Below are 25,159 nucleotides of genomic sequence, written 5' to 3' on the forward strand. Positions count from 1 at the left end.
TCAGAAAGAATGGCTGTCGGAGAAGGATGGTAGGTTCTGAGATTTTGCGGAAACGGAAAGGTCATTCAGTTCAGTAAAAGGGGAAGAGACATGATTTTAAAAGATATTTGGATGGATGTAAAAGCGGTTCAGGAGCGAGATCCGGCTGCGAGAAATGCATTGGAGGTACTACTTTTATATCAGGGCGTACATGCCCTGATCTGGCACCGGGTGGCGCACTGGTTTTATGAGCACCATATGTTTTTCATTGCGCGCCTGATTTCACAGGTGGCACGTTTCTTTACATTGATTGAGATTCATCCGGGTGCACAGCTCGGACACGGTATTCTGATTGACCACGGCTGCGGCGTTGTCATCGGTGAGACGGCGGTGGTCGGCGACAACTGTACGATTTACCAGGGTGTGACGCTGGGCGGTGTCGGAACACAGAAGGGTAAACGTCATCCGACGCTGGGAAATAATGTGACGGTCGGTTCCGGCGCAAAGATTCTCGGTTCTTTCGAGGTCGGTGATAACTGTTCCGTAGCGGCAAATGCGGTTCTGCTCCGCCCGCTCGAGGAAAATACCACGGCTGTCGGCATTCCGGCGCGTCCGGTCAAGAAGGACGGCGTGGCGCTGCCGAAGAAGCAGAAGATGATCATCGGCGAGGACGATCAGCGTATTTTAGAGCAGATCGACGCGCTCCGGAAAGAGCTTCAGGAACTTAGAGAAGAGTCGGCAAACCTGCGGAAGGAACTGGAGGCAGTGCGGGCAGGACAGGAGAAAGCCTGACACAAAATTATTCATAACGCCCCTTTCGGCTGCATAAATTTCTTTGAGAGAAATGCGTGCGGTTTGGAAAGGGGCGTTTTTTATGATAGAGCTGATCAAAAAAGAGATACATATGAATCGGCAGAGGGGGACGGCGGTGTCGCAGCTGACGCTGGATGATGATTTTATTGTGCCGGATGCGCTGGATGATGCGGTGCAGATACTGCTGTCAGACGGGGAAGTTCAGATAGAAAATTCACGGATTCAGGGAGAAAAGGTGCTGATCCGGGGAAAGCTTGTGTTCCGGGTGCTGTACCGCCGGGAGTCGGGCGGGCTGCAGGCGATGGGCGGGGAGATTCCATTTGAGGAAACGGTCAATGTGCCGGAGCTTTCGGAGCGCGACTATACGCAGATCGTATGGAATATCGAAGATTTGAATATTACCATGATTCATTCGCGCAAGCTGAGCGCCAAAGCGGTGCTGACGCTTACGGTGCGGGCGGAAAGCCGCGTCGATGCGCAGGCTGCCGCGGACGTCGAGACGGACGATGCGGGGCTGCAAGTCCTGAAGAGAAGCGTTCCGGCAGCGACGCTTGCAGTGCGGCGCAAAGATATCTACCGGGTCCGGGAGGAAGTAAGCGTATCGGCAAATAAGCCGAATATTGAGACGATTCTCTGGCAGGAGATGCGTCTTCGGGATGTTTCGGTGCGCCCGTTGGATGGAAAACTGCATCTGGACGGTGAATTGTCGGTGTTCCTGATTTACAGCGGCGAGGGCGAGCACACGCCGGTTCAGTGGTTGGAGGAGAGTATTCCGTTTTCCGGTGAAGTGGAACTCTCGGAGGCGGTGGAGGAGATGATCCCGGCGGTCGGGGTCCGGATTCTTCATGCAGAGGCGGACAAAAAGCCGGACAGCGATGGGGAGATGCGCGAAGTGGAAGTGGAGGCGGTGCTGGAGCTGGACATCCGACTTTATAAAGAAGAATCAGTGGAACTTTTAAGCGATCTCTATTCGACCGGCTGCGAGGTCGTGAGCGAGCAGGGGGAGGTGTGCTTTGACCGGCTTTTGACGCGCAACAGCTGCAAAATGCGGGTGGGCGGAAGCGTTTCTTTTCAGAAACCGGATCGAATTCTGCAGATTTGCCACAGCAGTGGGATTGTCCGGCTGGATGAGAGCCGCCCGTCAGAAAACGGTCTGGCGATCGAGGGAGTGCTGGAAGTCAGTCTCCTGTATCTGACGGATGATGACGCGGCGCCGGTCGGGGCAATTTCTGAGGTTCTGCCATTTTCCGGCACGGTCGAGGCGGAGGGGATCCGGGAAGACTGCGTCTGGCAGTTGAATCTGGGGCTGGAACAGCTCGGCGCGGTGATGCTGGGTGGCGGTGAGGCGGAGGTCAAGGCGCAGCTCACGGTGGAACTGCTTGTATTCCAGCCGATGCAGGAAGCGGTGGTTACATCCGTGCAGACACAGCCGTTCGATTTAAAGCGCTGGGAGCAGCAGCCAGGGATTGTGGGTTATATTGTGCAGCCGGGGGATTCTCTGTGGAAAATTGCAAAAAAATTCCACACGACGGTGGATCAGGTGCGGGAAATGAATGAAATCGACGGGGAGGAAGCCGGTGCAGGGGCGCGGCTGCTTCTGATCAAAGAGGTAACGGCGGGTAACTGTTCATAGGTAGGAATTTTAGAGAGAAAAAATCGTTTCTGTTCACGGGTGGGCACTTTTGGGACCGAAAGTGCCGTAAGAAAACGTGGTGGCAGCAGGAATTTGCCGTATTGAAATTCGAAGCCACGGCAAATTCCGTTACTGGACACGTATGCGTGTACAGTAACAAAAAATCCAGCCGGAATGGTTGCATTTGGGGGAAAACTTTATATACTATTATTGTAACGGTTCAATATCTTCACAGTTACAAGCAAAAATCCATGCAGATTTGACTTTGACAAAGGATTTTCGCCTTGTAAGCCAGGAAAACGCATCCGGCCGGTGCTTGATGATAGATCCGGGGAAGGAGTTTCCCGAACCGGGCGGTGCCCGTGCATTGCAAGGCGCGGCGCCGTTTACATAGGGCATCCGGATGCGTTTTCCTGTGTACTGAGAAATTTTTGTCGGGAGTGCGAACCATAAAGGCAGGATGAGGCATGAATTATACATATCTTTTGCGCTGCGCGGACGGAACCTTGTACTGCGGGTGGACGAACCATCTGGCAGCGCGGGTGGCGGCACACAATGCCGGGAAAGGTGCAAAATACACGAAAACCCGCCGTCCGGTAGTGCTGGCATACTATGAAGAATATGCGACGCGCAGCGAGGCGATGCGCCGGGAGGCAGCGCTCAAGAAACTGACCAAAAAGGAAAAAGAGGCGATGGCAGCGCTGGGACGGACGGAGCTTCCGGTGGATGACGAGACGTAGATATATCGCGCCGGGGCAGATTATGTACGAAGAATTGGTACAAACAATAGCGGTAAAGGCAAGAAACAGCAGTAGAAATTGGTAACTGTTCAGTAGGTCTGCACATTTACTGTGCTGACCGTACGAAAACATGGGCCAGCAGGCAAAAATCCCATTGCCGTAGGCAATTTTTAATGGATTTTTGCGCGTGACTGTGAAGGTACTGAACAGTTACAGAAATTGAAAGATAGAGAGAAAACAGGAGCGGATAGGTACAGTGAGAAAAAGTAGAAGAAACAAAGGATGTATAGTGATGGCAACAGTCCTTCTGGCAGCGCTGCTTGGCGGCTGTTCGTTTCTATCGAAGGAGGCAGACGCGACGGAGGTTTCCAGCAAGGCGGAAACGGAAAGTCCGGGTGCCACACAGGAGTCGGAGACTGAGACAGCTGAGACAGAGGAGACACAGGAGAGCCATGAGGCTGCCGAAGACGAAGAAAGCGGGGAAGAGGAAACCGAGGACCATTTCGTGGAAAAGAAGATCGTGGTGGCAACGGATATGCACTATTTTGCCGAGAAACTGGCAGGAAACCGCTGTGATTCCTTTGTCGGAATGGCGAGGGGCGGAGACGGGCGCGTGCTGGAGTACGGCTGGGAGGTCATGGACGCCTTTCTCGATGATATGAAGAAGGAAGATCCAGACCTCCTGATTCTGAGCGGAGATCTGACGCTGGACGGAGAGAAAGCGAGCCATGAGGAACTGGCAGAACTTCTGGAAGGACTCAGCGAGGCGGGAATTGAGGTCGCGGTTATACCGGGAAACCACGATATCAATAACCCGGATGCCCGCCGCTATACGGCGGATGGAGCGGAAAAGGTGGAGTCCATCACAGCGGACGAGTTCCGGGATATCTATGCTGATTTTGGCTATGTAGCGGCGGACAGCCGGGATCCGGCATCGCTGAGTTATCTTTATAAGATAGACAGTGCAAACTGGGTGCTGATGCTGGATTCCTGTCAGTATGAACCGAAAAATGAGGTCGGCGGCATGATCCGCCGGGAAACGTATGAGTGGATGGAGCCGATTCTGGAAGAGGCGGAGCGGGAAGGCGCCCGCGTGATATCCGTCAGCCATCATAACCTGCTGGATGAGAGCGGAGTGAGCCGGACCTTTTATGACAACTGTACGATCGAGCACAACGAGGAACTGGTGCGGATGCTGTCGGATCATGGCGTGCGCCTGCACTTGAGCGGACATCTGCATATCCAGCATTATAAGGAAGACGAGGACACGGGCATCTATGAGGTTGTGACGGGTTCCATGGTGATGGCTCCGTGCCATTACGGGATTGTCCGCATCTGGAACGACGGGACCTACCAGTATAATGCGAAACCTGTCGATGTGGACGGCTGGGCGATACGCCACTCGTACCACAACCGAGATCTGGCAGATTTTACGGCTTATTCGGAGTCGATCCTGCGTCGGGCGGCAATCCGCGATGCAATTCGGGATCTGAATCGCCATATCGAGGATCGCCATGCATTTTTTACGGACGAGAAGAAACAGGAAATGGCTTCGTACTACGCGGATCTGTGCGTGAATTATTATGAAGGACGGATGTATCAGATCGAGGAAGCCGCAAAGGAAAATCCAGTGCTGGAAGATTGGAACAAGATCGGCTATGTCAGCGAACTGAGCGATTTTCTGCAGAATATCCTGGAGGACGAGGCGAAGGACTACGGGCATCTGAAGATTCCGAGCGTACATTAAATAAAAATGGAGGTACCAGGAGGCATGGGAGAGACAAAAAAACAGCGTTCGCCGCTGACAACGCTCTGCTACATTGAAAAAGACGATTCATATCTGATGCTGCACCGCATTAAGAAGAAACAGGATGTGAATGAAGGAAAATGGATTGGCGTCGGCGGACATTTTGAGGAGAATGAAAGCCCGGAGAACTGCCTGCTGCGCGAAGTGAAGGAGGAGACAGGGCTGACTCTGACTTCCTGGCGCTTCCGCGGAATCGTGACGTTTATCGCGAAAGGCTGGCCGACGGAATATATGTGCCTGTACACGGCGGATGGATTTGAGGGAACGCTTCGCGAATGTGACGAGGGCGAGCTTGCCTGGGTGGCGAAAAAGGATGTATCGGCTCTGCGGCTCTGGGACGGCGATCGGATCTTTTTGAAGCTTCTGATTGAAAGGGATACGTTTTTTTCATTGAAATTGTCATATGATGGGGACGAGCTGATAGAAACTGAGCTGGACGGGGTAAAAATTACATACAAATAAGCACGCAACTGCGGGTTGGTTGGGGAACGAGGGTTCTGCAGTGCGTGCTCATGAGGAATAATCAATATATGGGAACCGATTTTGGGGAAAATCGGGGTGGTTGGCTATGCCAGAAAGATAAGAAGATGAATTATTTTCTCTTGTTCCTTATCTTTAACTTGATTATATATCATTCATCGTATATAATCAAATATAAATAAGAAGATAATTATTATAAATTTTTTGTTATAGAATCACAAGTGGACAAAAGTGCCGGAAACCCTGTAGATAAAGGGGAAAGAATGGAACGGAATGAGAATGTTCACGGGCGGGAAGTTTCGGGATGAAATATCCCGCAGGATGCAGCGATGAGAAAAAGCAGGGTACATAGGAGGAAACATGTTCGACGGAAAAGAGTATGTATACGCGGTCTACGAGGAAAAGAGTTTTTCGAAGGCGGCGCAGAAACTGTATATTACGCAGCCGGCGTTAAGCACGGCGATCAAGAAGGTGGAGAAAAAGATAGGAACTCCGATTTTTGACCGGAGCACCTCTCCGATCGGACTGACGCCGGGCGGTGAAGTTTATATCGACGCGATCGAAAAGCTGTTTGCGCTGGAACAGAACACGCTCAATCAACTGAATAACTTAAATGGGCTTCTGGCGGGCAAGCTGTCGGTTGGCGGAACGATCTTTTTTACCTCGTTTGTACTTCCGGGCGTGTTGAGCGAGTTTTCTCATCGGTATCCGCAGATCAAGATTGATCTGCAGGAGGGCACGACCACACAGCTGACCGATAAGCTGGTTGCTGAGGAACTGGATCTTCTGATCGATAACTCGGAACTGGATGACAAAAATTATGAAAAGTATTATTATAGCACGGAGAGAATTATTCTGGCTGTTCCGAAGAGTTTTCCGATCAATGAGGAGCTGACCCAGTATCAGCTTACCGCGGAAGATATCCGGGCAGGACGCCACAGTCAGGCGGAGTTCCCGGTACTGCCGCTGCCGCTCTTAAAGAGTACTCCGTTTATCTTCGTCAAAGAGGAAAACAGTATTTACAAGCGCAGCATGAAGATGTGCAGCCGCCAGAATTATTCGCCGAATATTATCATGAAACCGGACCAGGTTGTCTCTGCGTTCAACATGGCAGGACGGGGCGTGGGCGCGACCTTCATCCCGGATGGCCTGATCGTCAATCTTCCATATGAAGTGCCGCTGTGCTTTTACAAGATGAATGAAGAGCTGGCGGTCCGTTACGTTTATTTGTACAAGAAGAGAAATAAGTACCTCACGAAGGCGATGGAGGAGTTTATCCGCGTGGCAGTCGGCGACGAGGCGTTCCAGAAGGTACGGGAGCAACGGGAGAAAGAGAATCAGGAGAAGAAAGGTTCGGATAAGAAGGGGGATAAATAATGCGAAGAGGAGAACGTGCGATTGAGTCGAAAGACGGGCAGAAAGCCATTTTGGAACACTGCCGGGTGTGTAGTCTCGCCTTTTCCGGGGATGAATACCCGTATGTGATCCCGTTAAATTATGGTTTTGTGTGGAACGAAGACCAGGAGACGCCGGTGCTGTATTTCCACGGCGCTCCGGTGGGAACGAAGATTGAGCATATGGAGCGCGACAACCGGGTGGCATTCTGTGTGCAGAATGAAAAAGAGATAAAGATTCTGGAACCGGCATGCAGAAGCACGATGATTTATGAGAGTGTCTGCGGCACTGGACGGTTATCCCGTGTGGCTGATCCTGGGGAGAAAGGAGAGGCACTGACAAGGATCATGCAGCAGTATGACCCGGAGGGCGGACCGTATGAGTTTGCTCCGGAGGTAGCGGCGAGAACCACCGTCCTCTGCCTGCGTGTGGAAACTCTGACAGGTAAGAGCAATGCGCCGAAACCGGAGCAGGCATGAAACAGTTAAGACAGATATCAATTCTGGTGCGGGGGGCACAGCTTCTGCTGCTGGTCCTCGCACTTTTTCTGGTTGTATGGCTGGTGCCGGATGCAGGGAAAAAGCATGCATCCGGGACGGAAGCTTCGGAAGCTGAGGCAGATGGCGGCGATGTGGCGGAGAATGAAAAAAATGGAGCCGCCGGGAATCTGAAGGAGGATGAATCATCCGCCGGGGAAGTGATACAGGATGATGCAGATGAGAACGCTTCGGATGGAGAAACAGCTTTAAAGCGCCGGACTTCCCGGAAACAGCTGTATAAAAGAAAAAAAGAGCCCCAGAAGGCACAGGAAGAGACAGTTTATATGCCGCCGACTATCTGGCTGGCGACGGATCTTCACTATCAGTCCCCGCAGATGACAGATTTCCAGTCTGCGTTTGATACCTATACGATGGGAAATGATGGGACGATCGTGCCGTATCTGGATGAGATCACGGAGGCATTTCTGGAGGAGGTGCGGACGGTGCATCCATCGGCACTGGTTTTGAGCGGAGATCTCTCCCAGAATGGTGAGAAAGCAAACCATGAAGCGCTTGCAGAGAAGCTAGAGCGGGTGCAGGCAGCGGGAATTCCGGTGCTGGTGATTCCGGGCAACCATGATATTAACCACCCGTGGGCGGCAACGTATTTTGATGATCAGGTATCTCCGGCAGAGGGAACAAGTTCGGAAGAGTTTTACCAGATTTACCATAAGTTTGGCTATGATCAGGCGGTGTCCCGGGCTTCGGATTCGCTGAGTTATGTTTACCGCCTGGATGAAAAATATTGGCTGATGATGCTGGACAGCTGCATGTGTGAACCGGTCCATGAGACGGGCGGAAAGCTAAGCGAAGAGACGGTTGCGTGGATGAAAACACAGCTGGAGGAGGCGAAAAAACAGGGTGTGACGGTCATTCCGGTTTCACACCACAATCTGCTGGATGAGAGTACACTCTATCCGGAGGAATGCACGATTGAAAATACGAAAGAAGTGACCGCGCTTCTGGAAGCATATGGAGTTCCGGTGTATTTGAGCGGGCATCTGCATTTGCAGAGAATCAAGAAGCATACGTCAAATCTGAACACACCGGGCGGATATGGAATCCGGGAGATAGTGACTTCTCCGCTTCCGATGGCGCCGTGCCAGTACAGTATCCTAAACTGGCAGGCGGATGGCAGCCTGTCCTACCATACAAAAAAGGTAGACATAGCAGGCTGGGCGCAGCGCTACGGGGAAGAAGACGAGAATCTTCTCAATTTTGATGCTTATGCGGATCAGTTTCTGGTAGATGTGATTTCGGAACAGACGTTTAAGGCGCTGCAGTCGGCATCAAAGGATATCAAAGAAGAGATGGCAAGGCTCTATGCCGATATGAACCGTGATTATTGTTCGGGCACGAAGATTGATGTGGCAAAGATCAGAAAAAGCGAGGCATATCAGTACTGGATCCGTTATAGCGGCAATGATTTCTGGCTGGCAAGGCTGCAGGCGATCCTGCACGATGCCCGGACGAACAACACGGTGCTGGAGCTGAAAGCGGGCGTGGATTTCCCGCTGCCGGGGGAGACGATAGAAAACCCGGAGAATGCAGAAAATGAGGAAACTGCCGGAGCAGATGCGGGCAGTCCGGCAGAGGAGATACAGAAAAAGGAGGAATCATATGGACTACGAGGGAATTGTATACAGACCGCCGAGTGAGGCGCGCAGCCTGATCATTCAGGTGACGATCGGATGTGCACACAACACCTGCGGCTTTTGCAATATGTATAAAGAAAAGAAGTTCCGGATCCGGAGCCTGACAGAGATTCTGGCAGATTTGACGGAGGTTTCGCACAATCCGTATGCGCCGTATATCGATAAGGTATTTTTGGCGGACGGCGATGCGCTGGTTATGAAAACAGAGGATCTTCTGGTGATTCTGGATGCGATCCACCGCCTGTATCCGGGCGTGAAGCGGGTGGCTTCCTACGGAACGGCACAGGATATTTTGCGAAAATCGGAAGAAGAGCTGATCCGCCTGCGCAAGGCGGGACTCGGAATCGTCTATGTGGGTGCGGAATCCGGCGACAATGAGATTTTAAAATATATCAATAAAGGCGTGACGGCGGAACAGACCATTGAGGCAGGACAAAAATTGAAACGCTGCGGCATCGCGACCTCGGTGACGCTGATTTCGGGGCTTGGCGGACGCAGCAAGGTGGAAGAACACGCCCTATCCTGTGCGAAGCTCATCACGGCGATGAACCCGGAGTACGCATCCTTCCTGACGCTGCGCCTGTACGAGGGCACGCCGATGTATGCAGATGTCGTGGAAGGGCGGTTCCAGCGGATAACCCCGGATGAAATTGTGGATGAAATGGAAATTTTTCTGAAAAATGTGGATTCTCCGGGCACAGTATTCCGGACGAACCATGCGTCGAACTACGTGATTCTGGCGGGAACCTTAAACGGGGATATTCCGGCCATGCTTAAAAAACTGGAGGAGGCAAAGAGAACGCATCATTACCGGAAATTCCGGGAGACCGGCGATCTCTTATAAGTGGATATGATTTATCTGATTTTTGCGATTCTTTTCAGCGCGTCCCTGGCGCTGGCGCTGCGGATCAGTGAGACGTTCAGCGATAACCGATATGGGATTTTGGTTGGAAATTATGTGACCTGCCTGGTGGTGGCGTTTGTTCTGCTTCCAGATAAAAATATCTTTGCGGCAGGCAGCCGGACGGCGGTTCTTACGGGAATCGTGAATGGATTTTTGTTTACAGGAAATCTGGTTCTAATGCAGAAATGCATCCGTGAAAATGGGGCAGTTCTGTCGTCGGCATTTGCGAAGCTTGGTATCGTGATTCCGGTCACGGCGAGTATCCTGTTTTTAGGTGAGATCCCAACGCTGTTCCAGCTGGTGGGGATCGTGCTGGTTATTGTGGCGATCTGGGTCATCAACAGCGAGGGGGACCGCGGCTGCGGACGCAGACGGAGGATGGGTTCTGCGGGACTTCTGCTCGTTTTATTCGTCGTCAGCGGTATGGCAGACGGGATGTCCAAGGTAACGGAGCGGATCGGCGAGAGACGGTTTGATGCGCTGTTTCTGTTCTATACGTTCCTGACCGCACTGGTTCTGACTGTGGTTCTGGCATTTCTCGAGCAGCAGAGAACCCGCCGCAAGATTGGAAAGATGGACTTTTTGAGTGGTGTGGCAGTCGGATTTCCAAACTATTTTTCAACCTCGCTGCTGCTGGCGAGTGTGTCGAGACTGCCGGCGTTTATCGTGTATCCGAGCTTTAGTGTCGGTACGATCCTGGTGGTCAGCTTTGTGAGCGTGCTGGTGCTCGGGGATCCGATCAGCCGGAGGCAGATTGGGGGATGCGGGATTATTTTGGTGGCGTTGGCGCTGCTGAATCTTTAGGATTTTCCGTTTCGGATGCTGCGCTCATAATAAAAGATATACTGCTGCATTACCCCTGCGTATCCTTTATAGCTTCCAAAAAAATCCTGGATAATAGTAGTGTACAGGCGGCTTTTTGGAAGGCGGCGGTAGCGGATGGGATGTTTGGGAAGGTATTCTTTGGTCAGGATCTGTTCGATCCAGGTATCGACGGGGAAGGCGTCGATGTGGTGGAGTCCGAAGAGGCAGACGCAGTTGGCGACCTTGGGACCGATGCCATAGAGGCTAGTAAGTGCGGTCACGGCTTCGTCCGGCGGCAGGGCTGCGAGGAATTCTAAGGATACGGTTCCGGCGAGGACATCCTGGATGAGGCGGTGGATGTATTTGGCGCGGTAGCCGAGTTTTAAGGTTAATAGGTCGTCCAGGCTGGCAGATGCCAGTTCTTCGGGCGAGGGAAAAGAATAGTAGGTGCGGATGGAACCGTCGGACAGGGCGGCGGTTCTCTTCGCACCGTATTTTTTTGCCAGAGCTTCCACGGCTTCGCGGATCTTTGGGATGGTTTTCTGCTGGGAGATCAGGAAGGTGATCATCATTTCCCAGAGATCCTGACGGAGAATCCGGATGCCGGAACCGGCGTCTGCCGCCGCCGCGAGGTAGGCATCGTCTGCGCGGATGGAGGCGATGAAAGAGCCGTAATCGGTGCCGAGATCGAAGTATTGTTTCCAGAAAGGAAGCGCTTCGTCCGGGCAGTCGAAGAAGAAACCGTCCGGCGTCCCGGAAATTTCCAGATAGTGCGTCCCGCTGATGAGTGACCAGATCCCCGGTTTTTCCGGAACCGGAAGCATACGGAAACATTGACCGGAGGCGGCGATCTGTGCGAGGTTCAGGTTCAGGCAGGAGATGATGTGGGAGTTGGGAAAATTGTGCTTTTCGATTGCAGGCAGGTTTGTTGTATGTGTGTTCATGGCAGGGCATCCTCTTTTTTTAAAATATTCGTAACTGTTCAGTACCTTCACAGTCACGCGCAAAAATTCATTAAAAATTGCCTACGGCAATGGAATTTTTGCCTGCTGACCTATGTTTTCGTACGGTCAGCGCAGTAAATGCGCAGACCTACTGAAGAGTTACAAATATTCTTTGCTTATATCTATGGAATATCAAGTTATAAAACCTTGAATCATAAAGTATCAAATCATGTAATTCTTATGAGACGTATCATAGCATAGAAGACCTTTGCCTGCAAACGGTTACCTTTTATCAGAAAGGAATTGGTTACTGTACACGCATACGTGCCCAGTAACGGAATTTGCCGTGGCTTCGCATTTCAATACGGCAAATTCCTGCTGCCACCACGTTTTCTTACGGCACTTTCGGTTCCAAAAGTGCCTACCCGTGAACAGAAACGCATCAGAATTGCATCAGAGCGTAAAAAAATCTTGCGAAAGACGCGCTACTTAGGTATGATGTATATATGTGCGCACTCGCGCGAAGAGGAATCATGTCGCAAGCGACCGCGCTCGGCGCGAGAATGTGCCAGAGCACATTCTTTGTTCTATGGCAGGAGGGGAGACGGATGTTTTTTATCGGTGGCATCAGTTCCGGCGTGAAGCCGCTGGAGTACCTGAAAACAGTGATCTGCGGGTGCTGCGGCGCTTATGGGCGGTATCAGGTGTACATGACCTATATGTATTTTAGTTTCTTTTTTATCCCGATTTTTAAATGGAACCGGCGCTTTTTCGTAGAAATGTCGTGCTGCGGTGCGGTCTATGAGCTGGATCCGGAGGTGGGAAAGAGGCTGCTTCGGGGCGAGAAGGTCGAGATCACGGAAAGCGATCTGACACTTCGGCAGGATGGAAATGGAAATCCGTGGACGGGAAGTGATGCATCACACCGTCATAAGGTCTGTCCGTCCTGTGGATTTGAGACGGATGAGGATTTTTCGTACTGTCCAAAGTGCGGCAAACCGCTGTAAGGCGGAGAAATACAGACGGATACCGCTAAAAGAGTGATGGCGGCTGTGGAAGCACGGGACGGTTACAAAAATTTGATACAGCGCAGATTTTGGCGCAAAAAAGAAAGAGAGGCAGACAATATGTTAGAAGCTGGTATCAAGGGAAGACAGGAAGTTATGGTTACGGATGAAAATTCCGCAGCAGCAGTGGGAAGCGGTCTGTTACCGGTGTTTGCAACTCCGGCGATGGTTGCACTGATGGAGAAAACCGCGTGGATGAGCGTGGCTCCGTACTTAAACGACGGTGAGGGAACCGTTGGTACAAAGCTGGAAATTGCCCATAATGCAGCGACCCCGGTCGGCATGCAGGTTTGGTGTGAGAGTGAGCTGGTAGAAGTAGACGGCAGACGTCTCGTATTTAAGGTAGAGGCATTTGACGCGAAAGGTTCCATCGGCGGCGGCACACATGAGCGTTTCATCATCAAAAATGAGAAATTCTTAGCAAAAGCACAGAGCAAGAAAGAAAACTAAAGGTTGCGAAGAGAGCACAGCCGGCTGAAAGCGCTGCGAGTATCGTATGCGGGATACTTTTGGCTGGCTGTTGTTTCGTGTAATAGGAAATTCCTTGAAATTTCTTATTACACAAAAAGGCACTAACGTGCCAATGATGCGCACTCGCGCGAAGCAGAAACATGTCGCAAGCGACCGCGCTCGGCGCGAGAATGTGCCAAGGCACATTCTTTTTCATTATAGAAGGGAATTAATTCGTTTGAAAATCACATATATTCATCACAGCTCGTTTTCAGTTGAGCTTGAAAATGCCGTGATTCTGTTTGATTATTTTAAGGGAACTCTCCCGGAGTTCCCGGCAGGGAAGCCCCTCTTTATCTTTGCGAGCCATTTCCATGCCGATCATTATGCTCCGGTAATCTTTCAGCTGGGAGAGAAACGGGAAAATGTTTTTTATATTCTCTCAAAAGAGATTGGGAAAAAGATACCAGAGGAATATCGTAAACGATATAAAGACAGGATACGGCTGGTAAAGGCAGGAGAAAGATTTTGCCTGAATATTTCTGAAGAAAGCCTTATCGTCGAGACGTTCCATTCCACCGACGAAGGCGTCGCCTTCTGGCTCTCCTGCGAAGGAAAGGAGATTTATCACGCCGGTGACTTAAATAACTGGTGGTGGGAAGGCGAAGATATGGCATGGAACCGGAATATGGCGGCTTCTTATAAACAGGAGATGAAAAAGCTTTCCGGGCGCACGGCGGATCTGGCATTTATCCCGGTCGATCCGAGGCAGGAGCAGTGGTTTTATCTGGGCGCTGCCGGTTTTATGGAGCAGGCGGACGCAAAATGGATTTTCCCGATGCATTTCTGGGAAGATTATACGATTATACCAAAATTAATCGAACATCCATCCAGTGAAGGCTGGCGGGATCGGATTGTAGAGATTCACAAGGAAGGAGAGGAGTTTATTCGATGAAATTTACATTTGCACACAACAATTTCAATGTCATCGATCTGGACAAGTCACTGAAATTTTATGAGGAAGCACTGGGACTTAAGGAGGTACGCCGCAAGGAGGCGGCAGACGGAAGCTTTATCCTTGTTTATCTGGGCGACGCCACGACCAGCTACCAGCTGGAGCTGACCTGGCTGCGCGACTGGGAGAAGGACTCCTACAACCTGGGCGACAATGAGTTCCATCTGGCATTTGAGACGGAAGACATGGAGGCGGCACATGCCAAACATAAGGAAATGGGATGCATCTGTTTTGAAAATCCGGCGATGGGTATTTATTTCATTAACGATCCGGATGGATACTGGCTGGAGATCGTGCCGGCGAAGAGGAGTTAAGGGCTGAGTTTGTCTGAAAAAATGTTTTGACGTGATTGTGAAGGTACTGAACAGTTACGTTTTAACATATGAGTTAAAAAGGGGTTAGAATGGTAAAAATAATTAAAAACGGAAGAGTCATCGATCCGGAGAGCAGATTCGACGGAAGGGCAGATTTGTGGATTGAAAATGGAAAAATCCAGAAAATCGTGAAAAAAGATACAAAAGCAGAATCAGATGAGGCATCTGACGCACCGTTCATCCCGGCGGATGCCGAGGTGCTGGATGCAGAAGGGCTGATCGTCGCGCCGGGACTGGTGGACGTCCACGTGCATTTCCGCGATCCGGGTCTGACCTACAAGGAGGACATCGAGACGGGCGCGGCGGCTGCGAAGGCGGGCGGCTTTACGACGGTGGTCTGTATGGCAAACACGAAACCGGTTGCCGATACGCCGGAGATTGTCCGGTATATTCTGGAAAAGGGTGCGAAAACGGGAATCCACGTGGAAACCTGCGCGGCAGTCTCGAAGGGATTTCAGGGAAAAGAACTGACCGATATGGAGTCCCTCAAAGAGGCGGGTGCGATCGGATTTACGGATGACGGAATCCCGCTGATGAGCGAAAAATTGGTCAAAGAGGCGATGGAGACGGCGAAACGTCTCAATGTGCCGCTCAGCTTCCATGAGGAGGATCCGGCATTTATTTTCAACAACGGCATCAACCGCGGTCCGGTGTCCGAGCAGCTGGGAATCGGTGGTTCCCCGGCGCTGGCGGAGGATTCGATGGTGGCGCGCGACTGCATGATCGCGCTTCACACGGGCGCAGATGTGGATATCCAGCACATCAGTTCCCGTAATGCGGTGCAGATGGTCGGGCTGGCGAAAAAGCTGGGCGCGCATGTCTGGGCGGAGGTGACACCGCATCATTTTACACTGGACGAGACGGCGGTTCTGGAGTACGGAACACTGGCGAAAATGAATCCGCCGCTGCGGAGTGCTGCGGATCGCGAGGCGTTGATTGAAGCAATCAAGGACGGCACGATTGATATGATTGCGACGGATCATGCACCGCACAGCGCCGAGGAGAAGGAAAAACCGCTGACCGAGGCACCGAGCGGCATCATCGGGCTGGAAACCTCCCTGCCATTGGCGGTTACCAGGCTGGTAAAAGCTGGTCACATTGATTATCTGACTCTGTTTGAGAAAATGTGCCTGAATCCGGCGAAGCTGTACCGGATGAAGGAGGCGGGACGCATCCGCGAGGGCGGCGCGGCGGATCTGGTTCTTTTTGACGACCAGACACCATATACCGTAGAAAAATTCCATTCCAAGGCGTCTAACTCCCCGTTTGTGGGAGTGAAGCTCTATGGAAAGGTTCACTATACCATCTGCAGCGGTGAGACAGTATATCGGGCAGAATAGGAGGAAACGAAGCGATGAAGACAATGTTAAAACGCGGCGCAGGCGTACTGATGCCGATTTTCAGCCTGCCGTCGCCGTATGGAATCGGTACGTTCGGACGGGCGGCGTATGAGTTTATTGATCAGTTAAAACGCGGACGCCAGACGTACTGGCAGGTGCTTCCGATGGGACCGACCTGCTACGGGGACAGCCCGTACCAGTCCTACTCTGCATTTGCGGGAAATCCGTATTTTATTGATCTGGATACGCTGAAAGACGAGAAACTTCTGACCCAGGATGAGATAGACGCCTGCTGGTGGTGCGACAAGCAGGATCAGGTCAAATATGACGCGCTGTATTATTACCGTTTTCCGCTTCTGCGCAAGGCGTATGAGCGGAGCAGCCATAAGGAAAGTGAGGAATATCAGGCATTTCTGGAAGAAAATGAAGAATGGCTGGACGACTATGCGCTCTATATGGCAGTCAAGGGTAAATATGAAGGAAAAGGCTGGATGGACTGGGACGAGGACATCCGGTTCCGCCGTCCGGAGGCGCTTTCGGCATGCCGCGAAGAGCTGGCAGAAGAAATAAATTACTGGAAGTTCTTACAGTTTAAGTTTTTTGAACAGTGGAAAAAATTAAAACAGTATGCAAAAGAAAAAGAACTTCAGATCGTCGGCGATATTCCGATTTACGTGGCGCTCGACAGCGCGGATGTCTGGAGCCACCCGGAGCTGTTCCAGCTCGACGAGGAAAATCTGACGCCGCTCAAGGTATCGGGTGTGCCGCCGGATGCATTTTCAGAGGATGGACAGCTCTGGGGCAACCCGCTTTACGACTGGGAGAAAATGGAACAAACCGATTTCGCCTGGTGGCGAAGCCGGATGAAAGCGTCCGCGAAGCTCTACGATGCGGTGCGGATCGACCATTTCATCGGCGTGGTGCAGTATTATGCAATCCCGTATGGCGCTGTGACTGCGAAAGACGGCGAGTGGGAGAAAGGTCCGGGCAAAAAGCTGACCGACGCACTTGACGAGGCGGCAGGCGAGACGAAGATCATCGCGGAGGATCTGGGTGTCTTCTGTCAGGAGGTCAAGGATCTGCTGGCAGAGACGGGCTATCCGGGCATGAAGATCATTGAGTTTGCGTTCAGTGGCGACCGTTTCAACGAGCATCTGCCGCACTGCTATGACCCGAACTCCGTAGTCTACGGTGGAACGCACGACAATGAGACGCTGGCGGGGTATTTCAAACCGGAAAAACGTCAGTGGTGGGAGCTTCAGTACATTGCCGATTACCTCGGTGCAGCACACCAGAGTGAGGTGGTAGACCGCGTGTTCCGCGCGGCATACGGTTCAGTCGCGAGCGTTGCCATTTTCCAGATGCAGGATGTGTTGAAGCTCGATAACTGGGCGCGCATGAATACGCCGGGAACTCTCGGGGAAAACTGGCGCTGGCGTCTGCTTCCGGGGCAGTTTACGGATGAGCGGGCAGATTATTTGTCCTGGCTGGTGGATACGTTCGGAAGATTTTAGTTTTTGTCGGATGGGAATAAAAACCCGTAAAATGCTTGCAAATTCGGGAAAAACCTGTAAAATATACATGGATTGCACCCGCCTGGGGCAAAGATGCACCTGGGGAGTATGAACGATTTGAACAGTATGAAAGGAAATTGCCATGATTAGTACAAGCAATGTAACACTGCGAGTAGGAAAGAAGGCGTTATTTGAGGACGTAAGCATTAAATTTATCGAGGGAAACTGCTACGGACTCATCGGTGCCAACGGTGCCGGAAAGTCTACCTTTTTACGAATCCTGTCCGGACAGCTGGAACCGACCAATGGTGAGGTTATCATCACACCGGGACAGAGACTTTCATTCTTACAGCAGGATCACTTTAAATATGACGCATATCCGGTACTTGATACCGTTATTATGGGAAATGCGAGACTCTACGAGATCATGAAAGAGAAGGAAGCCATCTACATGAAGGAAGACTTCTCCGAGGAGGACGGCGTCAAGGCTGCCGAGCTGGAGGGCGAGTTCGCCACGATGAACGGCTGGGAGGCAGAGTCCGACGCGGCGAACCTTTTAAATGGTCTGGGAATCGAGACGGATCTCCACTACAAACAGATGGCAGATCTGACCGGTGCCCAGAAGGTCAAAGTTCTTCTGGCACAGGCACTGTTCGGAAACCCGGACATCCTGCTTCTCGACGAGCCGACAAACCACTTGGATCTCGATGCGATCGCATGGCTCGAGGAGTTCTTGATCAACTTTGAGAATACGGTTATCGTGGTATCCCATGACCGTTACTTCTTAAATAAAGTCTGCACCCAGATCGCAGATATCGACTATGGCAAGATTCAGCTCTATGCCGGAAACTACGATTTCTGGTACGAGTCCAGCCAGCTGATGATCAAGCAGATGAAGGAAGCCAACAAGAAGAAGGAAGAGAAGATCAAGGAGCTGCAGGAGTTCATCCAGCGATTTTCTGCCAATGCTTCCAAGTCTAAGCAGGCAACCTCCAGAAAACGTGCTCTGGAGAAGATTGAGTTAGATGAGATCAAACCGTCCAGCCGTAAGTACCCGTATATCGACTTCCGTCCGGAACGTGAGATCGGTAATGAGGTATTAAGCGTAGAGAACCTGTCTAAGACTATCGATGGTGTGAAGGTTCTTGATAATATTTCCTTCATTCTCGGACGCGAGGACAAGGTAGCATTTGTAGGGCCGAACGAGCAGGCAAAGACCGTTCTCTTCAAGATTCTTTCCGGCGAGATGGAGCCGGATGAGGGATCCTATAAATGGGGTCTGACCACCAGTCAGGCATATTTTCCGAAGGACAATTCGAAAGAGTTCGATAACGACGACACGATCGTAGACTGGCTGACCCAGTACTCTCCGGTTAAGGATGTGACTTATGTCCGCGGATTCTTAGGACGTATGCTGTTTGCCGGTGAGGACGGCGTGAAGAAGGTCCGCGTTCTTTCTGGTGGTGAGAAGGTGCGCTGCATGCTTTCTAAGATGATGATCTCCGGTTCCAATGTCCTGATTCTGGACGAGCCGACCGACCATCTGGATATGGAGTCCATTACCGCTCTGAACAACGGTATGATCAAGTTCCCGGGCGTGCTGTTATTCTCCTCCCGTGACCACCAGATCGTTGAGACGACCGCAAACCGTATCATGGAAATCGTAAACGGCAAGCTGATCGATAAGATTACTACTTACGATGAGTATCTGGCAAACGATGAGATGGCGAGAAAACGTCAGGTATTTACTGTTACGGATAGTGAGGAAGAGGACGACTAAGAGCTGGAATCAAAGTGATTTAGGATAATAAGCGAGAATCCTCGGTTATTCAATTGCCGAGATGAAAGCACAAAAGTCTGAAAGATAAAAGACAGCCCCAGACGCTGCATGTGAGCGATGCCTGGAGCTGTCTTTTGCACATCTATGGTGTCAATGTCCCGTTTTTAGCGCGATCAATCCTTCTTATGGCGTGATTCCAGATAAACCAGGTAATTGATGTATTCGATCAACTGCTTTTTCGTGGAAGTCTGGAATGATGAGATACGCCCATTGACCTCTCCATAGGTGACATTTTTAAGAAATGGTTTCGCCATTTCGGGCGGATTCTTCGGGTAGGAGGTTCGACCGAGAATATAATCGGCGCTGACCTGGTAATAATCCGCCAGTTTTATCAGATGCCGAAGAGGCAGATCCGTCCGGTTTGTTTCATAGCGGGAATAGATTTGCTGAGTTGTACCCAGCAGACTGGAAATTTCCGCCTGCGTTTTTCCTTTGTCCTCCCGTAAATCACGGAGCCGGTCACCAGCAGCAATCATTTAAAGCACCTCCCGCATACATCAAATATTTGTGAAAACAATCTATCATACAAGTATGCGCAGAACTAAAAGATACAATTAACTGGTGTAGAAACAGTAAAAAATACATTTATAAAAATGTAAACAAAAAAAGAATATCCGCTCTATGGAATAAAACGGCAGCCGGGTTTTTGTTTTACTGTTTACAGTCTGCCCGAATTGGTTTAAAATAAAAGGAAATAGGCAATTCTGCTTTGAATGAAAACGGGCAGAATTGTGGATAAGAAACAGAAAGCGAGGACAATTTTCATGAGTCAGAAGCCAGTTCTGGTGATCATGGCGGCTGGTATGGGCAGCCGGTACGGCGGCTTGAAGCAGATTGATCCGGTCGATCGGGAAGGAGATCTGATCATCGATTTTTCGATCTTCGACGCAGTCGAGGCTGGATTCGAAAAGGTCGTATTTATTATCAAGAAATCGATTGAGAAAGAGTTTAAGGAACATATCGGAAACCGCATGGAAAAGCACGTGCAGGTGGAGTATGTGTATCAGGAAAATGACCGCCTTCCGGATGGATTTGAGGTTCCAGAGGGACGCGTCAAACCGTGGGGAACCGGTCATGCGATTCTCTGCTGCAGCGAGGTGATCGACGGACCGTTTGCGGTGATCAACGCGGATGATTACTATGGAAAATCGGCATTCAAGGCGATCTATGATCGTCTGGCATCCTGCGGTGATGATGACAAATATCAGTATGCGATGGTTGCCTATCATCTCTACAACACATTGACGGAAAATGGGCATGTGGCGCGCGGCGTCTGTACGGTGGATGCGGATGGACATCTGGCAGATATCCACGAGAGAACGCGCATCGAGAAGCACGGCGATCAGGCGGAATATACCGAGGATGACGGCGCAACCTGGGAGCAGCTGGGGGAGGATACGCTTGTATCGATGAACCTCTGGGGCTTTACCTCCAGCATCTTAAAGGAGTTAAAGGCGCGTTTTGTTCCATTTTTGGAGAAAAACCTGTCGGTAAATCCACTCAAATGTGAGTATTTCCTACCGTTTGTGGTGGATGAACTTCTGAAAGAGGGGAAAGCCGAGGTGACCGTGTTAAAGAGCGTGGACCGCTGGTACGGCGTGACCTACAAGGAAGATAAGAAGATGGTGACAGATGCGATCCAGGGGATGAAGGACGGCGGTCTGTATCCGAAAAAACTTTGGGAAGAGTAAGAATGAAGAGATAGGTATTAGGAAGGAAAAATGGGTATGAGCAAGTTGATGAAAAGCCTGCCGTTTCGGCTGGTGCTGGGTGTAGCGATCGGTATTATTGCCGGTCTTATAGCAAATGAAAGTTTTATGAATCTCGTTGTGACGCTGAATTATATTTTTGGGCAGATTATATCGTTCTGTGTACCGCTGATCGTCATTGGCTTTATTGCCCCGTCGATCACGAAGCTTGGAAAGAATGCCTCCAGATTGCTCGGAGTAGCGCTGATTCTGGCGTATACATCGTCTCTTGGCGCGGCGCTGTTTTCGATGGCAGCCGGATATACGCTGATTCCGCATATGTCGATTCAGTCGGCAGTCGATGGACTGCGCAGTCTGCCGGAGGTTGTCTTTAAATTGGACATTCCGCCGATCATGGGCGTTATGAGTGCGCTGGTATTTTCCGTTATGATTGGTCTGGCAGCGACCTGGACCAAGGCGGTGACGGTAACGAAACTCTTAGACGAGTTCCAGAAGATCGTTCTGGAGATTGTACAGAAGATTGTCATTCCGATTCTTCCGGTTTACATCGCATTTACGTTCTGTTCCCTGGCATATGAGGGAACCATCACAAAACAGGCTCCGATCTTCATTTCGGTTATCCTGATTGTTATGGCAGGCCACTATATCTGGATGGCGCTGCTGTATACACTGGCTGGTATTTACTCTGGCCGTGACCCGAGAGGCGTTATCAAGCATTATGGTCCGGCATATCTGACGGCAGTCGGTACGATGTCTTCTGCGGCGACCCTGGCAGTGGCGCTCAGCTGTGCCAAAAAGGCAGAGCCGCTTCGTGACGATATGGTTGATTTCGGTATTCCGCTGTTTGCGAATATCCATCTGTGCGGTTCGGTTCTGACCGAGGTATTCTTTGTCATGACGGTATCCAAGATTTTGTACGGCGCCCTCCCGGATATGATGACGATGGTTCTGTTCTGTGTTCTTTTAGGTGTATTTGCCGTAGGTGCACCGGGTGTTCCGGGCGGTACGGTTATGGCGTCTCTGGGACTGATCACCGGTGTCCTCGGTTTCGATGCGACCGGAACGGCGCTAATGCTGACGATCTTTGCGCTTCAGGACAGTTTTGGTACTGCCTGCAACGTAACGGGCGATGGCGCGCTGACCCTGATGCTGACGGGATATGTGGAGAAACATGGGATTAAACATCAGGATTTACACGTAGATTTATAAAAATGAGAGAGGTGGGGCAGGCAGCAGCCGCCCCGAAACAGGTCTGTGAATGCCGCTGGCTCTTCGCACTATCGTTGCCCGCTTGCTTTCACTACACTTGTTCGTCTGTGTCGGACTTGCGTCCGCCCCATTCGGACAAGCGTGTTCAAGATGCGTACAACTGATAGGCGAAAGCCTGCTCTGCATCCACAGACCAGTTTCGGAGCGTCTGCCACCTGCCTGCTGTCTTTTTATGTATTGGAAAAACCTTATTTGATAAAAAGGAGAGATAGAATGAAAAAAATGATTTCCTGGAACGTAAACGGCTTGCGGGCGTGTGTGGGAAAGGGATTTCTGGATGTATTTCATGAGCTGGATGCGGATATTTTCTGTATTCAGGAGAGCAAGCTGCAGGAAGGGCAGATTGATCTGGAGCTTCCGGGGTATTATCAGTATTGGAGCTATGCGGAGAAGAAGGGATATTCAGGAACGGCGTTGTTTTCGAAGGAGGAGCCGCTTAGCGTGAGCTATGGTCTTGGCATTGAGAAGCACGATCATGAAGGGCGCGTCATTACGGCGGAGTACCCGGATTATTATGTGGTGACCTGCTATACGCCGAACTCCCAGAATGAGTTGGCGAGACTTCCGTACCGGATGCAGTGGGAGGATGATTTCCGCCAGTTTTTGAAGAAGCTGGAGGGGAAAAAGCCAGTTATTTTCTGTGGGGATCTGAATGTGGCACACACGGAGATTGACCTGAAAAATCCAAAGACGAACCGGAAAAATGCCGGATTTACGGATGAGGAGAGAAGCAAGTTTACGGAGCTTCTGGACTCTGGATATATCGACACGTACCGCTATTTTTACCCGGATAAAGAGGGCGTTTATTCCTGGTGGTCGTACCGGTTTAAGGCGCGCGAGAAGAATGCTGGGTGGCGGATTGATTATTTTTGTGTTTCCAAGAGCTTGAAGGACCGGCTGGCGGGCACACAGATTCATACGGAGATACTGGGTTCGGATCACTGCCCGGTAGAATTACAGATAAAGGATCGGGATGAGACATGAATTTACTGACAGCAGAACATCTGAAAAAATCATATACGGAACGGCTGCTTTTTGATGACGTGGCATTTTCCATCGGTGAAGGTGATAAGATTGGTCTCATCGGCATCAACGGAACCGGAAAATCTACTCTTCTAAAGATTGTAGCCGGTCTGGAAGAGCCGGATGAGGGTACGGTGGTAAAGGGACGAAATCTCTATATCCGTTATCTGCCTCAGAATCCGGAGTTTGAAGCGGGACGGACCGTCTTAGACTGCGTGATCCGGGAAAATATGGCGCATGAGCACGCCTGGGATCTCGAGGGCGATGCGAAATCCATGCTGAATAAGCTTGGAATCACCGATTATAGTGCCAAGGTGGAGACACTTTCGGGCGGACAGAGAAAGCGCGTTGCCCTCGCAGCGGTGCTGTTATCGACGGCGGATCTGTTGATTTTAGACGAGCCAACGAACCATCTGGACAGTGCGATGGCGGACTGGCTGGAAGAGTACCTGAAAAAATTCCGCGGCGCGCTTCTGATGATCACGCACGACCGGTATTTCCTTGATAACGTGACGAACCGCATCGTCGAACTGGACAAGGGAAAGCTGTACAGTTATCAGTCCGACTATGAGGGCTATCTGGAATTAAAGGCAGAGCGCGAGGCGATGGCGGTGAGCTCGGAGCAGAAACGCCAGAATATCCTGCGGACGGAGCTGGCGTGGATCCGACGCGGCGCACAGGCACGCAGCACGAAGCAGAAAGGGCGTATTCAGCGCTTCGAGGCGTTGAGTGCGGTGGAAGCGCCGAAAGTAGATGGAAATGTGGAGATGAGCTCGATTTCCAGCCGTCTCGGACGAACCACGGTCGAGGCACACCATCTTCATAAGGCGTATGGTGACCGCCTCCTGATCGATGATTTTTCCTATATCTTCTTGAAGGATGACCGCATCGGCATCATCGGACCGAACGGCAGCGGCAAATCGACGCTGATGAAGATGATTACCGGCTGGGTGAAACCGGATTCGGGCGAGACGATCATCGGCCAGACCGTAAAAATGGGTTATTTTTCACAGGAAAACGAAGATATGGATCAGTCGATGCGCGTGATCGACTACATTAAAAATGTGGCAGAGTACGTGCGGACGGCGGACGGGCTGGTATCGGCATCCCAGATGTTGGAACGGTTCCTGTTCCCGTCCCATATGCAGTACACGCTGATCGGCAAGCTATCGGGCGGCGAGCGGCGCAGACTCTATCTGCTCCATATCCTGATGGGCGCGCCAAACGTCCTTCTGCTCGACGAGCCGACCAACGACCTGGATATCAGCACGCTGACGATTCTGGAGGATTATCTTGATCATTTCCAGGGGATCGTGATTACGGTATCGCATGACCGGTATTTCCTTGACCGCGTAGTGCGCCGGATCTTCGCCTTTGAGGGCGGCGGCGCGATCCGTCAGTATGAGGGCGGCTATACCGACTATCAGGCAGCCTGTGGGGAACGCATAGCGGCAGAGATGGAGGAATCCGGTCAGGAACACGGCAGAGGCCAGAAGATCGGAGGCGCTTCTGGTGCGGGAACGTCAGATGCAGCGGAGACGGCAAAGGATAAAAACCGCGGCCGCCAGCGCGAGAAAAAGCTCAAATTCAGCTATATGGAGCAGAAAGAGTGGGAGACGATCGAGGATGATATCGCGGCGCTGGAAGAGGCAATCGCGGATCTAGAGCAGCAGATGCAGGACTCTGCCCGCGATTATACGGCTCTGAACGGCATCATAAAGGAAAAAGAGGAAAAAGAAGCTCTTTTGGAAGAAAAGATGGACCGCTGGATGTATCTGAACGATCTGGCGGAAAAAATAGAAGCGCAGGCAGCTGCTCACAAGTAGGCACTTTTGGAACCGAAAGTGCCGTATGAAAACGTGGAG

General features: G+C 51.2%; 23 protein-coding genes. 21 read left to right on the top strand and 2 right to left on the bottom strand.

The window, feature by feature from the left end:
- The first annotated feature begins 90 nt into the window (after positions 1-90).
- The 10 genes from cysE (at position 91) to DWX68_RS01180 (ending at position 10,749) form a co-directional block, all read left to right on the top strand.
- Entirely contained in the window at positions 91-771 is a 681-nt protein-coding gene (gene cysE, locus DWX68_RS01135; RefSeq protein WP_022359459.1) for a serine O-acetyltransferase, read from the top strand.
- 82 nt (positions 772-853) lie between these two features.
- A complete protein-coding gene (locus DWX68_RS01140) occupies positions 854-2,425 on the top strand; it encodes an SPOCS domain-containing protein (RefSeq protein ID WP_118469053.1) in 1,572 nt (523 codons plus the stop codon).
- 467 nt (positions 2,426-2,892) lie between these two features.
- Positions 2,893-3,165, top strand: a complete 273-nt coding sequence (locus DWX68_RS01145) for a GIY-YIG nuclease family protein (RefSeq protein WP_118469055.1) — start codon at positions 2,893-2,895, stop codon at positions 3,163-3,165.
- Between the two features lie 292 nt (positions 3,166-3,457).
- Entirely contained in the window at positions 3,458-4,912 is a 1,455-nt protein-coding gene (locus DWX68_RS01150; RefSeq protein ID WP_107000812.1) for a metallophosphoesterase, read from the top strand.
- 24 nt (positions 4,913-4,936) lie between these two features.
- Positions 4,937-5,434, top strand: coding sequence for an 8-oxo-dGTP diphosphatase (locus DWX68_RS01155; RefSeq protein WP_107000811.1), 498 nt, complete (start codon positions 4,937-4,939; stop codon positions 5,432-5,434).
- A 378-nt stretch (positions 5,435-5,812) separates the two neighbouring features.
- Positions 5,813-6,829: a LysR family transcriptional regulator gene (locus DWX68_RS01160; RefSeq protein ID WP_022359453.1), complete on the top strand. Its 1,017-nt coding sequence runs from the start codon at positions 5,813-5,815 to the stop codon at positions 6,827-6,829.
- Positions 6,829-7,326 carry a pyridoxamine 5'-phosphate oxidase family protein gene (locus DWX68_RS01165; protein WP_118538436.1) on the top strand — a complete coding sequence of 166 codons (498 nt, stop codon included), beginning with the start codon at positions 6,829-6,831 and terminating at the stop codon, positions 7,324-7,326. Before DWX68_RS01160 ends, DWX68_RS01165 begins: the two co-directional genes overlap by 1 nt.
- On the top strand, positions 7,323-9,044 hold the full coding sequence (locus DWX68_RS01170) for a metallophosphoesterase (protein ID WP_118628420.1): 1,722 nt from the start codon (positions 7,323-7,325) through the stop codon (positions 9,042-9,044). Before DWX68_RS01165 ends, DWX68_RS01170 begins: the two co-directional genes overlap by 4 nt.
- Entirely contained in the window at positions 9,007-9,885 is an 879-nt protein-coding gene (locus tag DWX68_RS01175; protein WP_118569965.1) for a radical SAM protein, read from the top strand. The genes DWX68_RS01170 and DWX68_RS01175 overlap by 38 nt, the downstream gene beginning before the upstream one ends.
- Before the next feature lie 6 nt (positions 9,886-9,891).
- On the top strand, positions 9,892-10,749 hold the full coding sequence (locus DWX68_RS01180; protein ID WP_022359449.1) for an EamA family transporter: 858 nt from the start codon (positions 9,892-9,894) through the stop codon (positions 10,747-10,749).
- On the opposite strand, the gene DWX68_RS01185 is transcribed toward DWX68_RS01180, so the two are convergent.
- Positions 10,746-11,693, bottom strand: coding sequence for a DNA glycosylase (locus tag DWX68_RS01185; RefSeq protein ID WP_118628421.1), 948 nt, complete (start codon positions 11,691-11,693; stop codon positions 10,746-10,748). The two genes, DWX68_RS01180 and DWX68_RS01185, sit on opposite strands and share 4 nt — an antisense overlap.
- 608 nt (positions 11,694-12,301) lie before the next feature.
- On the opposite strand from DWX68_RS01185, the gene DWX68_RS01190 reads away from it, so the two are divergent.
- From DWX68_RS01190 to DWX68_RS01220, 7 genes are all read left to right on the top strand, one after another.
- Positions 12,302-12,700 (top strand): zinc ribbon domain-containing protein, encoded by a 399-nt coding sequence (locus DWX68_RS01190; RefSeq protein WP_118628422.1) that lies wholly within the window; start codon positions 12,302-12,304, stop codon positions 12,698-12,700.
- 120 nt (positions 12,701-12,820) lie between these two features.
- A complete protein-coding gene (locus DWX68_RS01195; RefSeq protein WP_022360593.1) occupies positions 12,821-13,210 on the top strand; it encodes a thioesterase family protein in 390 nt (129 codons plus the stop codon).
- Between the two features lie 238 nt (positions 13,211-13,448).
- Positions 13,449-14,165, top strand: a complete 717-nt coding sequence (locus DWX68_RS01200) for an MBL fold metallo-hydrolase (RefSeq protein WP_107000804.1) — start codon at positions 13,449-13,451, stop codon at positions 14,163-14,165.
- Positions 14,162-14,539, top strand: coding sequence for a VOC family protein (locus DWX68_RS01205; RefSeq protein WP_107000803.1), 378 nt, complete (start codon positions 14,162-14,164; stop codon positions 14,537-14,539). The genes DWX68_RS01200 and DWX68_RS01205 overlap by 4 nt, the downstream gene beginning before the upstream one ends.
- An 89-nt stretch (positions 14,540-14,628) precedes the next feature.
- On the top strand, positions 14,629-15,939 hold the full coding sequence (locus DWX68_RS01210) for a dihydroorotase (protein WP_118628423.1): 1,311 nt from the start codon (positions 14,629-14,631) through the stop codon (positions 15,937-15,939).
- A gap of 14 nt (positions 15,940-15,953) precedes the next feature.
- Entirely contained in the window at positions 15,954-17,453 is a 1,500-nt protein-coding gene (malQ, locus tag DWX68_RS01215) for a 4-alpha-glucanotransferase (protein WP_107000801.1), read from the top strand.
- A 142-nt stretch (positions 17,454-17,595) separates the two neighbouring features.
- Positions 17,596-19,233 (top strand): ATP-binding cassette domain-containing protein, encoded by a 1,638-nt coding sequence (locus DWX68_RS01220; RefSeq protein ID WP_022360588.1) that lies wholly within the window; start codon positions 17,596-17,598, stop codon positions 19,231-19,233.
- Positions 19,234-19,406: 173 nt separating this feature from the next.
- Here DWX68_RS01220 and DWX68_RS01225 read toward each other — a convergent pair whose 3' ends face one another.
- Entirely contained in the window at positions 19,407-19,769 is a 363-nt protein-coding gene (locus tag DWX68_RS01225) for a helix-turn-helix transcriptional regulator (protein WP_022360587.1), read from the bottom strand.
- Between the two features lie 288 nt (positions 19,770-20,057).
- Between DWX68_RS01225 and DWX68_RS01230 the strand changes: the two genes are divergently transcribed.
- The 4 genes from DWX68_RS01230 (at position 20,058) to DWX68_RS01245 (ending at position 25,120) form a co-directional block, all read left to right on the top strand.
- Complete coding sequence (locus DWX68_RS01230) at positions 20,058-20,984, top strand: sugar phosphate nucleotidyltransferase (RefSeq protein ID WP_107001017.1); 927 nt, start codon at positions 20,058-20,060, stop codon at positions 20,982-20,984.
- A 36-nt stretch (positions 20,985-21,020) separates the two neighbouring features.
- Positions 21,021-22,211 (top strand): dicarboxylate/amino acid:cation symporter, encoded by a 1,191-nt coding sequence (locus DWX68_RS01235; protein WP_117796583.1) that lies wholly within the window; start codon positions 21,021-21,023, stop codon positions 22,209-22,211.
- Between the two features lie 273 nt (positions 22,212-22,484).
- Positions 22,485-23,255, top strand: coding sequence for an exodeoxyribonuclease III (locus DWX68_RS01240; protein ID WP_118628424.1), 771 nt, complete (start codon positions 22,485-22,487; stop codon positions 23,253-23,255).
- Entirely contained in the window at positions 23,252-25,120 is a 1,869-nt protein-coding gene (locus DWX68_RS01245; RefSeq protein WP_118481967.1) for an ABC-F family ATP-binding cassette domain-containing protein, read from the top strand. The genes DWX68_RS01240 and DWX68_RS01245 overlap by 4 nt, the downstream gene beginning before the upstream one ends.
- Positions 25,121-25,159: the final 39 nt, after the last annotated feature.

It is taken from the genome of Clostridium sp. AF20-7 (genome assembly GCF_003479275.1).
GTDB classification, from domain to species: domain Bacteria; phylum Bacillota; class Clostridia; order Lachnospirales; family Lachnospiraceae; genus Otoolea; species Otoolea fessa.